Below are 15,072 nucleotides of genomic sequence, written 5' to 3'. Positions count from 1 at the left end.
TGCAAACAACTGTTGGTTGTGAATTGCTTTCAATTTCAAATTACCTTTGGTCTTTGACAACGCGTTTTGTCAAAACCTGTAACAGCAAAGGATTTCAGGTTGTCAACAGGATTAAAAAACGGGCTTTTTGCCCGTTTTTTAATTTCTATACCCTCATTTTGTGCTATTCTACCAGTCCCTAAAACAGTTCTAATTGCTGCGCAGGAACCAGCGCCTCTGCCGCTTCTTTCCCGTTAAATATCTCCATCTGCCCGAATTGCTTGTCGGTAATGCACATTATGCCAATATGGCCTTTTTGCGGCAGTATCTTCTTTACTCTTTGCACATGCACTTCTGCATTTTCCCGGCTCATGCAATGGCGGATGTACATGCTGAACTGGAACATATTAAACCCATCGTCAAGGATCTGCTTCCGGAATTTTGCATAACGCTTCCGGTCAATCTTGGTTTCCGTAGGCATGTCGAACATCACAATCACCCACATAATCCGATAAGCATTTAACCGTTCAAAATTCATTTTAAACGAATGAAGGAGACAATACAGGATACAGCAGCCTACGGCTGTTCCCTTCAAAGCATTTAGCAAGGCTCGCCGTCGTTCGCTGTACCGCGTTCATCAACGGGCTCTTTTCATGATCAATAATGACGTCCATTGCAGGAATGCTTAACAATTGCTGCTTCATGGAAGGGGTCATATTCAGGAACTTTCCATTACCCCGTACAATGTCATACACCAGCTGGTCCACATAAGGCCGGTAAGGCTCCATGATATCATCGGCCAGGCAATAGGCATTGTACTGGTTCCGGTGAAAAATGCCCAGCGTAGGCAACAGGCCGCTGCCCACCAGATTTCTTGCCACGATGGCGCGTAGCACCGCGTACCCATAGTTTAATAAATTATTGGGCGGCTCCCCTTCCCGGAACCGCTTAAACCCAGGAAACAGGGGAAACACATTTTTCCAGTAATAGTTAGCTGCCTGCGCTTCGCAATTATCACTGTCGCCGCTTTTTACCCTGGCCGCCAGGGTCAATAATGTTTTATGGGGAATGCGATATTTTGCCAGCAGGTTGGCCTGGTTCTGTATTTTAGCTGTTACCGTCTGCTGCCACAACTGTTTCTTTAACGGCACAGAAGCATCAATCTGCAGCTGAAAGCGCTGGCTTTGCAGGGTATGCCCATCCAGGCTCAGCATCAGACCCGTAGGCAGGTGGATATCATCGCAGGTGATCAGCGCCACATTGTTCGCCAGCAGCTTGGCAATCACACTGTGTGTAATGGTGATCTGCTGGTGATCCAGGATCAGCATTCCTATATCTTCAATGGCGGCCGTTTTTACCTCGCCGGTATCAGCTAGTTCTACAACAAGCTGTTCGTTTTTGGTTTTTAGATAGGCAGGGTTACCGAAGTATAGGGTGCGTTTGACCATGGCAAAACATTTTAGTATTCTCCTACACCGACAACATGACCTAAATGATTTAAGCGAACTTTCACAATATGCTCCAAAGGCAGTAAACTCTTATATTGCTGAAAAGCTATTCCCTGTAACTCTTTCTTATCTATAAGCTGCGCTTCTAAATGGTGTCGGAATTTAAAATCTCTTATTGTATTATTACCATATTTAACAACTGAGATTGTTTGAACTCTAAATAAATTCGGACTAATCAGCTTTCTATTTTGAAGATTAAGCAAATCCACTTCTTTAGGATTAAATCCTATCTGGTCATTCGGGAATACAAACATTTCGTTTTGCTTCATTGTAAACAGGAACTGCCAACCTATTCCCTGATTAAATGCCTTGTCGATGACAGCTTCTCCTGCATTGACTAATTGTACCGCATCAAACAACGACACAACTCTATCCTGCAAGTTCCCCTCTGCATCTCGGTAGATGGCTACATGATGATTATTACCAGTGCTCACGAAAGAGCTTGGTATTTGTTTTCCATTTTCATCCAAAATATCATTGCCGAGGTGGTTTTTTTTGTGATGCAAGGCCTCAGCATTTTTAACACCACTGATAGTAACACGCTTTATGGAAATACCTTTGACCTCATTTAACCAAATGGGGTTTTTATCCAAATCGGAAAAAGCCTTCTTTGGATCACTGTCAAAGTCTGCAAGACGTTTTAGCAGTATTTTTTTTACCCCTTCGTCCAAAACCTTGTCGATGGCTTTTACGTCTTTCAGGCTTTCAGGTGTTACATCTTTGCGAATGGAATAATCATCTTCCAGCCAACGCAGCAGCACTTTTTCAGGTAAAACTTCTTGTCTGACTTCATCAAGAAAAATTGGATTTCTGCTTAACGTATTCTTGCCACCAAACGCCTTTTTAGGGTCGTCCTCATTTTCTGCAAGTCGGTCCAGCAGCAGCTTTTTATACAGAGGATTAGCTACCATTTGAATTGTGGCCTTATCAAACTTTGGTCCTACTTTTTCTTCTTTGCTTTCATAATAGCGATACCTGCCATAAATGGTTTCTTTGTGCAGTTGTCCACGCGGAGTAAGTTCCGTTTTTATTTTCTCCCCTTTGGCTGTCTTTATCTTATTCTTGTTTTTAGTAACTACTTTATTCTTAGCCTTATGCGAAATCAGCACATTTTCCAGGTGCTCTTTTACCACTTCGCGGAAATCGGGAATTGGCTCTTTGAATTTTCTTTTCCGGTTTCCGAGGTCATCATAAACCAGTTCCGTTTCTTTCTCCTCAATCTTGCTTACAACCGGATGCCATTTATTAGCCTCATCTTTACGTGCATTCAGGTGATTCAGATACTGTATGTGACTATGACGGGTAAAAGCAATAGTTAAAGCATCCATAGCATGGTGGCGGTGATCATTACGCTTAGTCCAATCTGTAATACGTTCTTTCTGACCGCCGTCCCTTTTCTCAATCATTTCTGTTAAGCCTAATGCACGGAATTTTGGAAGATTAATCTCCTGCATCACATTTACCAGGCCCCAGTCTTCGCGCAATCTTGCTGTAATTTCGCCACTTGTTGACACAACACGCCTGCAAATAGAGTGAAGTATGTTTTTAGCTTTCTTGGCAATATACTGGCTCTCCCGTAAATCTCTTTCTATAAAGCCATCGCCAATATCAATAAGACGTTTTTGTAATTTCTGGAATTTAGCTTTGCTGATTCCCTCTTCCTTACTTTTCTTACCTGATTCAAAAAGACCGGTTATGCGCAGCATATATTCTTCCAATGCCTGTTCTCCGTACTTGCCAAGAATGTAATCATAGGCTGTTTTGTTGCCTTTATCCTGGTTATCTTTCCTAAATACAACCGTTTTGTTAGAAAAGCTATCATCAAATAAACTCATTTGAGGGATAATGTGATCTATATCAATCTGCTTGCTAAACAAAATTTCACGAGGAATGTAGGTGTTAGTATATAGATCTTTGTAGCCGTTATTCTTCAGTTCTTCGTACAGTTTATAACGGATAATATCGTTTCGGGAGGGATTGGGAACTCCAAATTCTGTTTGCAGTATTCTGACAATTTTTTCATGTAATTGCTTTGCTGCATTAATATTAGTTGTCATCTCCGCCCGCTCCTTAGCGTTCTTTTTCAATTCACGGGCCAGCTCTATTCTTATCTCATCAAAATAAAAATCTTCCGATACTCCCAGGGTTTTTCGCCGAGTATTTTCATCATCAATCAAGGTATTGACTACATTAACCATTTGATTGAGAATTTTCTCCACCACAGGGCTACGTAATTCATTCTTCTTCAATAAATCCAAACGCTTTTGCAAAGGACGGGCGTCTATCTCTTCTTTAGTTAGCGAAGAAGCCGAGTGCCTGTAACCAGCCTCTATACAGGCTTTGTCATAAGTAAGTTCTTTGATAAACGGATAAATTTTACGCATAGCCTTGCTGCTCAAACTACCATAATCATCGCCTAAGGCTACGTTCACTAAGATTTTTGTATGCTCCGGCTTGAAACCGAATTTTCCGCTTAGCTTCTTTTTCAAACTAATATCATTGTTACCAAATGTGAAAATATCTTCCTGTAAATATTTCTTGTTATCATCCTCTGCGGAATACAATAAATGCCATAATTGATATAAAGGTTGCTGCTCAAATTCTTTACCATCCATTTCAGCGTCAAATTCTAAGACAGCGCTATTAATGCCCAAAACGTCAAAAACAGACTGCACCATTTGCTTGATTTCCGACGCAGGCTTTTCAATTTTGGAAACATCAATATCATCACTGCCACTTAATTTCAGCAAGTCTTCGTCATACCCTTCCAGCTCCAAAATTTTAAGATAGGCATCGTATAACGCCTTATTAGTGCGATTACCTTCCAGTGTGTGATAGTTCGCTTCCCATTCTTTGGATTTGTACCCTAAAATTTTTATGGCATCGCTTGCTAACAAATTTCCCTTAATATTAAGCTCGTCAAACAGCTGCTGCTTAGCATCCATATCTGGTACAAAAACTTCTTTCGTGCTTTTATTTCTGAATTCCAGGTTATTTAATACCTGCCATATTTTAAACTCCTGGAACAACGGCGATGATTTGGGTGCGACACGCAGGCCTATTCGCTTCTTTGTGATACGGCCATTCTTTTCTACCTCAATTTCCCTGCTTTCAAATTCACAAAAACTAACTAACCCCTTTTGTGATTTTAGTTTACGTTGATAAAAAATAACAACGTCCCTGATTTCTTCCTTTAGTTCGCGTGTTAGTTGTGGATGAAACTTTGCCTGTGTTTCCCAAATCGTTTCAAATTCATCCAGGTAATCCTGACGATAAAAAACCTGTCCCTTAAGGCGGGTGTGCGGGTTCTGTTTCAGTTGTTGGAATAAATACTGACCAACAGTTTGTTTATTAAAAAACAATTCTTTGCTCCTGTCGGAAATAGCTCCCAGGTAGCCGCTGGATTTATTAAAGTCGTTATTGATCTCTGTAATTACATAAGCTACTTCATCTTTTGCTAATTGCTTAGCAACAGCTTCGCTGCGCCATTGATAGGCTTTCAGTTTTTTTTCCTCCCTGCTACCTTTATTTTCTGCCGTATTGAAACCGTATTGTCCCCAAAATGCTGCCGATGTAGCTCTCTGTCCTTTTCCTTCCAGGTGTTTTTTAAACTCATCTGTTAATATTTCAGGATAAAATTGCTTTTGGAAATCCCATACCTTGTCGAGTTCGGTATTCAAATCAGAACGGTAAAAATCGGGCAGGTATTTTTTTCCTCCTTTTAATAACTGATAAGAAAGCTGACCCGGGGTAAGGTTTTCTTCATATAATCTTTTGGCTATGGCCATACCATCAATCAGTTGCCCTTCATCTTCATTTTTAGCTTTGCGGCTGCTTTTATAACCACGCTTTTTATTGATAGCTAAAAGCACTCTTGCAAAAGCATCGAGGGGAGCCTCATTTGTAGTAGCCAAAGCTCTTAGTGCATAAGTGGAGTGCGTTGTATTCTTTCCATCTTCGGCAAGTTTTGTATCTGCTGTAATAATATTATTCGCTTTCAATATCTCAATTAAATTATTCCTCCGGAGCTGATAACGGTCAAGATTACGGCGCATGCCTCTTTTAAGGGTTCTGTCGGCATTTACTGAAACAGGCTTGCCTTTCTCAAAATTAGTTTGCTCATCAGTAGTTAGCGGGTTTACCCGAACACCAATCAACTCAACAGAAGAGTTTTGGTAATCATCATCTTCAATAACTTTGGCAAAGCCGATAGAAGTAGTACCAAGATCGAGGCCTAAAATATTCCTTCTCATATACTTATAATTGATCTTTGTAAAATTAAATAGTCAATTCAAAATATTTTACGGTTTTCCGTATTTTACTCAATAAGATATATTCTATATTTGTACCTGAAAGCAATTCACAATAAGGATGATTCCGTTGTGAAAACATTTGGGTCGCCTCTTGTCCACAATCAGGAGGTTTTTTTATGCCCATAATACAAGCAAGAGAGGCTTCAAACCTCTCTTATTGAATCTAAAAGCAATTCGCAATCCATAAAGTCAATATATACTGTTTTAACTTTATGGATCTTCAAATTTAGTATATATTTCTTTATGGGGGTTTTTTATTTTATTTATTTTCATGCTATCTTTATATTGGAATGCAAAAATCATAGCGAATCAGGTTATTTATGATCTACAATTTATTTATAGATGAAAGTGGCGACCATGGATTAAGTAATCTTAACCTCAGCTTTCCCGTGTTTTTACTTTGTGGAATTGTTATTTCTTCTGCCGACTATGAAACACTTCGCAAAAGTTTTAATAAAATTAAAGAGGACATTTGGCATAACTCCCATGTTATCTTTCATTCCCGAGATATACGTAAATGTGAAAAAGAGTTCAAGTACCTGTTTGACCTGGAATTAAAAAAGCAGTTTTACGAAAAACTGGATCATGTCATTTCCAATACCAATTATACAATTATTTCTTCCGCCATCAAGAAGGAGGCGTATATTGTACGTTATGGCAAAATTTCGGACGATGTATATGAAATAAGCTTGTCATTTATTATCGAAAGAACTGTGTTCTACCTGGATACCTTAATGGATAAGATTGAAAGAGTTAACATCATCATTGAAAAAAGAGGAAAAAAGGAAGACAGAAAATTACAAGAGCATTTTCAGCGTATTTTATCCAGGGGCACTGCTTATATTTCGTCTGCAAGATTAAAAGCATACAACCTGAATATTCAGTTTAAAGCAAAAACACAAAATATCAATGGTTTGCAGTTGGCCGACCTTATTGCTTACCCCATAGCCAGGTATGTCTTGGAACCCGATAGATTAAATCCTTCCTTTGAAGTATTTAAAAGTAAATTTTATGGCAAAGGCGGGAAACGTTATGGATTAAAAATATTTCCTTAAAAAAACAAAGCCGGATCACTCCGGCTTCATTCCGATTGGGGACACCCCGATCCAAATTTCTTATTACAAAGATAAGAAATAATTCTGTCAAAGACCAAAATTGATCAAGGAAACATTCAGCGCCTCGCCTACCTGCGGGGCATTTTTATGTCACCCCTCAAAAATGCGAAACGCCCCATTCCCGGAGCGTTAATTCCCCGGATGCTATCCAGGGAGTTATTCTGATTTAAACAGAGATCTGTTGAAATAAGGGAACATCAATTGCTTCCTTCTATAAAGATATTTTTTGCGGCCGGAACACTAATATTCCGCCGGTACCATAAAGCCCCCTGGCATGTCCATCCGGGACCTCTGCAACCGCAGGTAATCCGGGGAATCCCTTCTAATCAAAGTCAAAAAAATCCGACAAAAAGGATTTCTTTTTGCGCGGATACTGCTGATGTTTTTGATCATCGCGATGACCGGTATAACGCCCCGCCTGCTCATCATCGTATTGCGTTTTGGAAGCCGGTACGCTTTTTTCGTCGCCAGCAAACTGCAACAGCTTGTCCAGTTCCCCTTTGTCCAGCCATACACCCCGGCAGCCGGGACAATAATCAATTTCAACACGGTGACGCTCGGTCATCAATAACGTTTCATTGCAATTGGGACATTTCATCTTATCTGGTTTTTATTTCCGGGAACAATACTTGCAATATAAGGATTTGCATCCAATTGCCCGGTGCCGGGTCAGGATTATAAACCTTTTTTATGAAGCGCAGGGAATAAATGAACACTGCGCTGCAAGAATCTCAACAGGTTCCTGTCCGATACCCGCCCCGAAAATGCATCCTGATCGGATACCGGGGTGATCATATAAAATGTGACATACCTCAGGGCTGCAGGAACAGTAACGACAAAACATCTGTTGCAGCGGCCTATTTTGTACAGACCAGGAACCCGTAAGGCGGCAATGTGACACTCTTTGCAGCAGAAAAATCACTGACGGCACCGGAGAAAACATTTTTGAAGGAACCGTTCAAATGCGGATCCGTGATATCAACCTGCAGGTCCGGAGTGCCGGAAAAATTCAGTACCACCAGCACTTCATGAGCACCGTTCTTACGCAGGTAAGCAAATACCCGGTCGTCGGCCGTGGTGGTCAGCTTGAAGGTGGTAACGGCCGGATCGCCCCCCCGCAGCGCAGGATGGGTGGCATGCAGCTGCAGCAGCACTTTATAAAAGTTATGCAATTCCAGCCCCTCTGTTTGTCCTGGATCCTTTGCCGGCCACGGGATCGGGTCTTTATCAAAAAACTGCAGGCGTTTTTCTTTCAGCGGAAGCTCCTGGCCACTGTATACCAACGGGATCCCGTTCCAGGTGCAGCTGAACACAGCCAGCGGTTTGGCCAGGTCGCCGTACTTTTCATATTCCGTTCCGTTCCAGCTGTTTTCATCGTGGTTCGAAGTAAACCAGGCACGCATACTGGAATCGCCAATGGCATTGTATTGCAGCAGCAGGTCATACAACCCCGAAAGCGGGTGTTTCTTTTTAAAAAAATCTTCGGTCTGATGCATCCACTTCCAGGAGTAGCTGGCGTCAAATACCTGGCCATAACCCGGGTTTTCCAGCTCATCAAATTCACCCAGCCAGAACAGGGGCTTCACCGCATCCAGTTGCGGGCGGGCTTCTTTCCAAAAGTCAAGTTCCACCCAGGAAGCCAGGTCGCAGCGAAACCCGTCGATATCTGCCCCGGTTACCCAAAACTTCATGGCATCGATCATCGCCTTCCGCAGCGCAGGGTTGCTGTAATCCAGTTCGATAATATCATCCATGCCGCTGGCCGTTTTGAAGGTACCGGTGGCGCTGTCTTTTAAATAATAATCCGGGTGCGAGTGGGTCCACACATGATCCCAACCGGTGTGGTTGGCTACCCAGTCGATGATGACCTTAAAGCCCATCCCATGTGCCTGCTTTACCAGGTCCTTAAAATCCTGCAAAGTGCCAAACTCCGGGTTAATGGCCGTATAATCGGCGCAGGCGTAGTAGCTGCCCAGGGTGCCTTTCATCTTTTCTTTCGAAATCGGCGTAATGGGCATCAGCCAAAGGGTACCAACTCCCATATCCTTTAACCGGGGCAGCGCCGCCGCAAAAGCAGCAAAACTGCCTTCGGGGGTGTACTGCCGCAGGTTCACTTCATAAATACTTGTTGTATGTTTCCAGTCTGTGGTCGTCATTGTTGTTGTTTTTGATCCTTCTCCTGATTCTTGTTTGTCCTCCCTGGGCATCAGCTTACAGGCCGCTGTTATCAAAAGCAAAGTTGTGAGTACATACCATTTGCTCATGTTATTTTCTTTTGTCTGAAGATAAATGTTTTTTTGAGATTTCCGCGATCAGGTTTTAGCTTTTAGGATTGAATTGAGCTTTCAATCTTCAGCCATCAGCTAAGAACCGGGAACGGAGAAATACGCACCAGGTACCAAACGGGATCCACATAAAACTTTAAACATAGAACGCCGGACAATAGACGATAGATAATAGACATTAGACGAGACAACAGGATGAAAGATCTGGTCAGCTTTCAGCTTTCTGAGCCCGGAACTACGAAATGTTCATCGATCAGCGCACATCTTCAACCATATTCAACCAATTGAAACGTATTCATGGAATTGAGAAATGCCCATCGAGCAGCGAACAGAAACCAACCTGGAACCTGGGGCCTGAAACATTGAACTTTAAACGTGAAACGTCAAACGGTATAACTGAAACACTGCCTGCCCGGTCTCAGATCGTATTTTCCCCGGATGCGGCGCTTTAGAAGATATGGAGTAATTTTGCCGCATGAAGCAGTTTGATGTGCCTGTTTTTTACAGGAGCCCGTTGATATCCGCAATAAAAAGAAAACGTAAGGAAAAAGACAAGCTGAAAAAGGATTTTTCGCCCACTTTCCTGGACTTCGGCCCGGTGCAGATCTACCTGGCCCGGCACTTCGGGTTTTGCTATGGTGTGGAAAACGCCATTGAGATCGCCTTCAGGACCATCGATCAGAACCCCGGCAAACGGATCTATTTATTAAGCGAAATGATCCACAATCCGCAGGTCAACAAAGACCTGCTCTCGCGCGGCGTCCATTTCCTGCAAGATACGCATGGCCGGCAGATCATTCCCTTTGCCGACCTGACCCCCGACGACATTGTGCTGATCCCTGCCTTTGGCACGACCCTGGAGATCGAAAAAAAATTAAACACCATTGGCATTCACACGGAAAAATACAATACCACCTGCCCCTTTGTGGAAAAAGTGTGGAACCGGAGTGAGGTCATTGCCCGGAAAGAATATGCCATCGTTATACATGGCAAACCGACCCATGAAGAGACCCGGGCCACTTTTTCACATGCTGCTTTTAATGCCCCTTCCGTAGTGGTAAAGAACATGGCACAGACCATCGAGCTGGCAAAATACATCACCGGTGAGAAGCCTGCGGAGGACTTCTATGAAGAATTCAAAGGTCAATACAGCGCAAACTTTGATATTGCCAAAGACCTGGACCGCCTGGGTGTGGTCAACCAGACCACCATGCTGGCCAGCGATACACAGGCGATCGCCGACTATCTGAAGCAGGTCATGATCGAAAAATACGGGCTTACAAAAGAAACCCTGGCGGACCACTTCGCCGATACCCGGGATACCCTGTGCTACGCTACCAACGACAACCAGACCTCGGTAAGCCAGATGCTGCATACCGCGGCCGATTTTGCCATTGTAGTGGGAGGGTATAATTCTTCCAACACATCGCACCTGGTGGAGCTCTGTGAAGAAAAGCTTCCTACTTATTTTGTCAGCAGCGCTGAAAAGATCCTGAGCCGGGACAAGATCCTGCACTATAATTTTCACAGCCGGCAGGAACTGCTGACCCGGGACTTCCTTCCGGATCATACCCCTGTCAGGATCCTGATGACCAGCGGCGCTTCCTGCCCGGACGCACTGGTAGAGCAGGTGATCGAAAAGATCACCGGCTTTTTTAACGACACCATCCCTACGGATCAGGTGGCCGCAAATTTCCTGCTGGTATAGGCTCCGGGAAGACCCCGAACCGGTTGAAAGATTTTGAAGTGTATTTGCCCTGTTTTGATACCACTATCCTCAAATATGGATTATATTTGGAGAGATGGTTTTTCCCCGAATGACGCGTTTCTGCCGCTTCCCGCTGGTTGCTTTGAATAAGCCCTGCTTTATTTTCCTGATATCCGTCTGCAGCCTCATGCTCCGGGCGCAGGAACAGATCCGTTTTGATCATCTTACGGTAGAAGAAGGGCTATCCAGCAGATCCGTATTGTCGGTTGCCCAGGATGCCCTGGGCTTTCTTTGGGCGGGCACCATGGACGGCCTCAACCGCTATGACGGCAAAAACATCCGGATATACCGGTCTTTTTACGAATCGAACCCGATGAACCCCAATATCAAGATCACTTCACTGGTCTCCGGATCAAAGTACCTGTGGATCGGCACCAATAACGGGCTCTACGCGCATCTCCCCGGAACCGATTTCTTCCGGTCGTTCCTCACCGCGCACACAAAACTTGCCGGCAATACCATCAAAGCCATTTTCCCTTTTGATCCCGACCGGGTGCTGATCGCCACTACCGGGGGGCTCAACATGATCACTCCTGCGCAACATTTTAAAACGGAGCAGATCGGGACGAGCTCGGTGATCACCAACAATCTCCTGAAAACCATCCAAAGCATCGGCTGCGATTCATCGGGCAATATTTTACTTGGAACGGCGTCGGGCCTTTACCTGTTTCCCAGCAGGGAACTGGACCAGGGTCAAAAGATCCGCCCCGTATCGATTCAAGGGCATATCAATGTAAGCACCATCGCCTGCGACCGGCATCAGCAACTATGGGTGGGCACACAGGACGATGGCATCTATCTCTTCGCCGCTCAAAAAAACCTGCTCCGGCATTACACTGCTGAGAACAACGAGCGGAGACAGCGTATCGTGTCCAATACCATACGCAGGATCCGTTGCGGAAAAGATGGCCGTATATGGATCGGTACGCTTAAGGGATTGAGCATCTACAATCCCGCTTCAGAAACCATGCACTCCTGCGTCAATGACCCGGATGACCCGCAAAGCCTTAACTTCAACTCGATCCACGACATTTTCCAGGATCAGCAGGAAAACATTTGGATCGGTACTTTTTTTGGGGGCCTCAATAAGACGAACCGGTATCAGACCCCGTTTAATATTTATCAAAACAACCGGAATGAAAACAGTGTCAGCAGCAACATCATCAGCTCCATTCTCAGCGACGCCTCCGGCAACCTGTGGATCGGAACAGAGGCGGAAGGCATTAATTATTTCAACCGGTCGGCACAACGGTTCACCCATCTTAAGAATGACGCATCCAGGTTTTCCATCAGTTCCAACCTGATCAAGGCCATGTTGCTGGATCAAAGAAACAGGATATGGGTTGGTTTTTTTAACGGGGAGCTCAATATTCTTGACCCGGTGCTCAAAACGGCTACCCGCATCCGTCAAACCAATATCCATGCACCTCCGGATGCCGATGACATCATCACACTTGAGCAGGACCGGGAAGGCCGGATCTGGATCGGCAATGAAGAGGCGGGTGTGAATATTTACAACCCCGCAACCCGCACTTTTCAAACCTTTGAACAGGCCTATCCCGGACGGAAACTCACCAGCAATGCCATTACCCATCTTTACAGGGATGCGAAAGGCAATATGTGGATCGGCACCAAAAAAGGATTGAATGTGCTGGATGCCACATCCGGCAGGCTTATTCATTACACAAAAGCCAATACCAATTCCCTGCTGTATTCGGACTATATCTACTACATCACAGAAGACCGGGATCATATCATCTGGTTCGGAAGCTATTCGGGGCTCTCTTTTTTCAACCCGGCCAACGGCCAACTGCAAACCTTTACCACCCGGGACGGCTTATCCGGAAGCAAGGTAGTGGGTATTGTTGCCGATGAAGCAAACAATTTATGGATCAGCACCAACAACGGCATCTGCAGGCTGGACGTTTCCCGGAAAGAATTCAAAGCCTATAATACGCAGGACGGACTTCCCGGACAGGCATTTAATTACAACTCCTGTTATATCGACAAAAGCAATACGGTTTTCTTCGGGGGATACAACGGACTGGTGTCCTTTGACCCGCGGAAAATTGAGGAGAACCCGGTGCCCCCTCCGGTAGCGCTTATTGATATTATCATTAACGGTGCTCCGTCGAAGGCGTTCAACTCCTTAAAACAGGTACCGGCGCACCTGACCCTCCCCTTCGATCAAAACAACCTTGTGCTCCACTACGCAGTGCTTAATTTTATCAAACCCCAAAAAAACCGGTCGGCCTATAAACTGGAAGGGTTCGATCAGCACTGGAACGATACTTATACCCATACCGCAGCTTACACCAACCTTCCGCCGGGCAACTACACGCTGCTGATCAAAGCAGCCAATAATGATGGCGTATGGAACAAGGTTCAAAAAATGGCGCGGTTCACTATTCAGCCGCCACTGTGGAAGACCTGGTGGGCTTACACCCTGTACATACTTGTATTTCTGGCGGCAACAGGAATGGTATTCTGGTTCCTGCAATCCCGGGCAGCGCTGAAAAGAAAACTGGAATACGAGCACGCATTGAATATCAAACAAAGGGAACTGCAGCAAATGAAAACCGATTTCTTTACGCATGTTTCGCACGAGATCAGAACGCCGCTTACCATGATCATGGGGCCGGCAGAAATGCTGCTTGAAAATGATCTTGACCCTGCCTCGGAAAAGAAACTGCTGTCATCCATCAAGTCCAACGCCGACCGCATGTTAAAATTATCCAACAACCTGCTGGATTTTATGAAAGCCGATTCAGGGTACACCCGGTTGCACCCGGTAAAGAACGATCTCGTTTCCTTTTGCAGGGATGTCTTCGAAAAATTTGCCGTTATGGCCTCCGAAAAAGGCATCCGGTACCGATTCCTGGCTGAAGAGCCATCCATCGACCTTTATTTTGATCCGCACTATATGGAGATCGTCTTTTACAATCTGTTATCAAATGCCCTTAAATTCACACCCTCGGGCGGATGGGTTTGCATGCAGCTCAAAAAACAGGAAAACGAAGGCGCCGGGATCAGCATCTGCGATAATGGAGCAGGCATCCCGCCCGAAAGCAGCGAGAAGATCTTTACCCAGTTCTTTCAGGTAGATGCCGCGGGTAATAAAAAAACCGGAACCGGCATCGGGCTGGCGTTATCAAAGATCCTCGTTTCCCTGCATGGTGGCAGCATCCGTTTTACCAGCACCCGCGGCAAGGCCGGCCGGGAAAATAAAACCTGCTTTTTTGTATCTTTGAAAGGAGGCCAGGACCATTTTTCAAAACCAGCAAACTATTGAACACAACGATCCTCATTATAGAAGACAATACAGAAGTAAGGGATTTCCTTCGTATCTGCCTGAATACAGACTATGTTATTTTGGAAGCAGCTGATGGCAGAGCCGGCTGGAATACGGCTGTTGAAGAGCTCCCCGGGCTGATCGTTACAGATGTAATGATGCCTGAAATGAATGGCAACGAATTTTGCCGGCAACTCAAGAACGATGCGCGCACCAGCCACATCCCGGTGATCATGCTTACGGCGCAAACCAGCATTGATCAGCAGCTGGAAGGCCTGGAAAGCGGGGCTGACGTTTATCTTACGAAGCCATTCAGCGTTAAAGTGCTCCAGTCATACGTCAAGAACCTGCTGCGCTTGAAAGAGTCGCAGCGGCAGCATTTCAGTCAGAAAATATTCCTGGAGCCAACACAGACAGAAATAGGAACCGTCGATAAGAAATTTATGGACCGGCTTATGGAGGTCATTGAAATAAACCTGAACAACCCGGAGTTCCATGTATCTACCCTAGCCCGGGAAGTAGGAATGAGCACCGCTGTTCTGTATAAGAAATTCAATGCCCTCACGCAAACACCCATCGGCGAATTCATTAAATCGCTCCGGCTTAAAAAAGCCGCCCAGCTGCTACGCAATGATAAATTCAATATCGCCGAAGTAGCCTGGGAAGTGGGTTTCAATGACCGTAAATACTTCAGTAAGGAATTTAAAAAGTTCTTTGGCCAAACACCATCGGAGTATATTAACGGGTAGGCGCATGCAGATCCAGCAACTGCCGGATCTGAAATATACTACAATATGCCCGATATCTTTTTA

The 15,072-nt window shown here is 44.7% G+C and carries 9 protein-coding genes; 4 read left to right on the top strand and 5 right to left on the bottom strand.

Annotated elements, in window-relative coordinates; translation table 11 throughout:
* Positions 1–178: 178 nt before the first annotated feature.
* Genes cas2 through cas9 form a run of 3 tightly spaced genes read right to left on the bottom strand, consistent with a single transcriptional unit; the run spans position 179 to position 5,740 of the window.
* Positions 179–484 (bottom strand): CRISPR-associated endonuclease Cas2, encoded by a 306-nt coding sequence (cas2, locus tag B160_RS0101915; RefSeq protein ID WP_211218031.1) that lies wholly within the window; start codon positions 482–484, stop codon positions 179–181.
* A 34-nt stretch (positions 485–518) separates the two neighbouring features.
* A complete protein-coding gene (gene cas1, locus B160_RS0101910; RefSeq protein ID WP_018626155.1) occupies positions 519–1,427 on the bottom strand; it encodes a type II CRISPR-associated endonuclease Cas1 in 909 nt (302 codons plus the stop codon).
* 11 nt (positions 1,428–1,438) lie between these two features.
* Positions 1,439–5,740: a type II CRISPR RNA-guided endonuclease Cas9 gene (cas9, locus tag B160_RS0101905; RefSeq protein WP_018626154.1), complete on the bottom strand. Its 4,302-nt coding sequence runs from the start codon at positions 5,738–5,740 to the stop codon at positions 1,439–1,441.
* Between the two features lie 380 nt (positions 5,741–6,120).
* Between cas9 and B160_RS0101895 the strand changes: the two genes are divergently transcribed.
* A complete protein-coding gene (locus tag B160_RS0101895; RefSeq protein WP_018626152.1) occupies positions 6,121–6,855 on the top strand; it encodes a DUF3800 domain-containing protein in 735 nt (244 codons plus the stop codon).
* A gap of 382 nt (positions 6,856–7,237) precedes the next feature.
* On the opposite strand, the gene B160_RS0101890 is transcribed toward B160_RS0101895, so the two are convergent.
* Both B160_RS0101890 and B160_RS0101885 read right to left on the bottom strand, forming a co-directional pair.
* Positions 7,238–7,513 (bottom strand): TFIIB-type zinc ribbon-containing protein, encoded by a 276-nt coding sequence (locus B160_RS0101890; RefSeq protein ID WP_026309453.1) that lies wholly within the window; start codon positions 7,511–7,513, stop codon positions 7,238–7,240.
* Between the two features lie 259 nt (positions 7,514–7,772).
* Positions 7,773–9,179, bottom strand: coding sequence for an alpha-amylase family glycosyl hydrolase (locus B160_RS0101885; protein WP_018626150.1), 1,407 nt, complete (start codon positions 9,177–9,179; stop codon positions 7,773–7,775).
* A 496-nt stretch (positions 9,180–9,675) separates the two neighbouring features.
* Here B160_RS0101885 and B160_RS0101880 point away from each other — a divergent pair, with 496 nt between their 5' ends.
* The 3 genes from B160_RS0101880 to B160_RS0101865 all read left to right on the top strand — a co-directional run bounded on the left by B160_RS0101880 (position 9,676) and on the right by B160_RS0101865 (position 15,009).
* Positions 9,676–10,908, top strand: coding sequence for a 4-hydroxy-3-methylbut-2-enyl diphosphate reductase (locus B160_RS0101880; RefSeq protein WP_018626149.1), 1,233 nt, complete (start codon positions 9,676–9,678; stop codon positions 10,906–10,908).
* Positions 10,909–11,095: 187 nt separating this feature from the next.
* Entirely contained in the window at positions 11,096–14,260 is a 3,165-nt protein-coding gene (locus tag B160_RS0101870) for a ligand-binding sensor domain-containing protein (RefSeq protein ID WP_026309452.1), read from the top strand.
* Positions 14,257–15,009: a response regulator transcription factor gene (locus tag B160_RS0101865; RefSeq protein WP_018626147.1), complete on the top strand. Its 753-nt coding sequence runs from the start codon at positions 14,257–14,259 to the stop codon at positions 15,007–15,009. The genes B160_RS0101870 and B160_RS0101865 overlap by 4 nt, the downstream gene beginning before the upstream one ends.
* Positions 15,010–15,072 lie beyond the last annotated feature (63 nt).

It is taken from the genome of Niabella aurantiaca DSM 17617, from assembly GCF_000374125.1.
Lineage (GTDB): Bacteria > Bacteroidota > Bacteroidia > Chitinophagales > Chitinophagaceae > Niabella > Niabella aurantiaca.
This window is presented reverse-complemented; position numbering and strand designations above follow the sequence as displayed.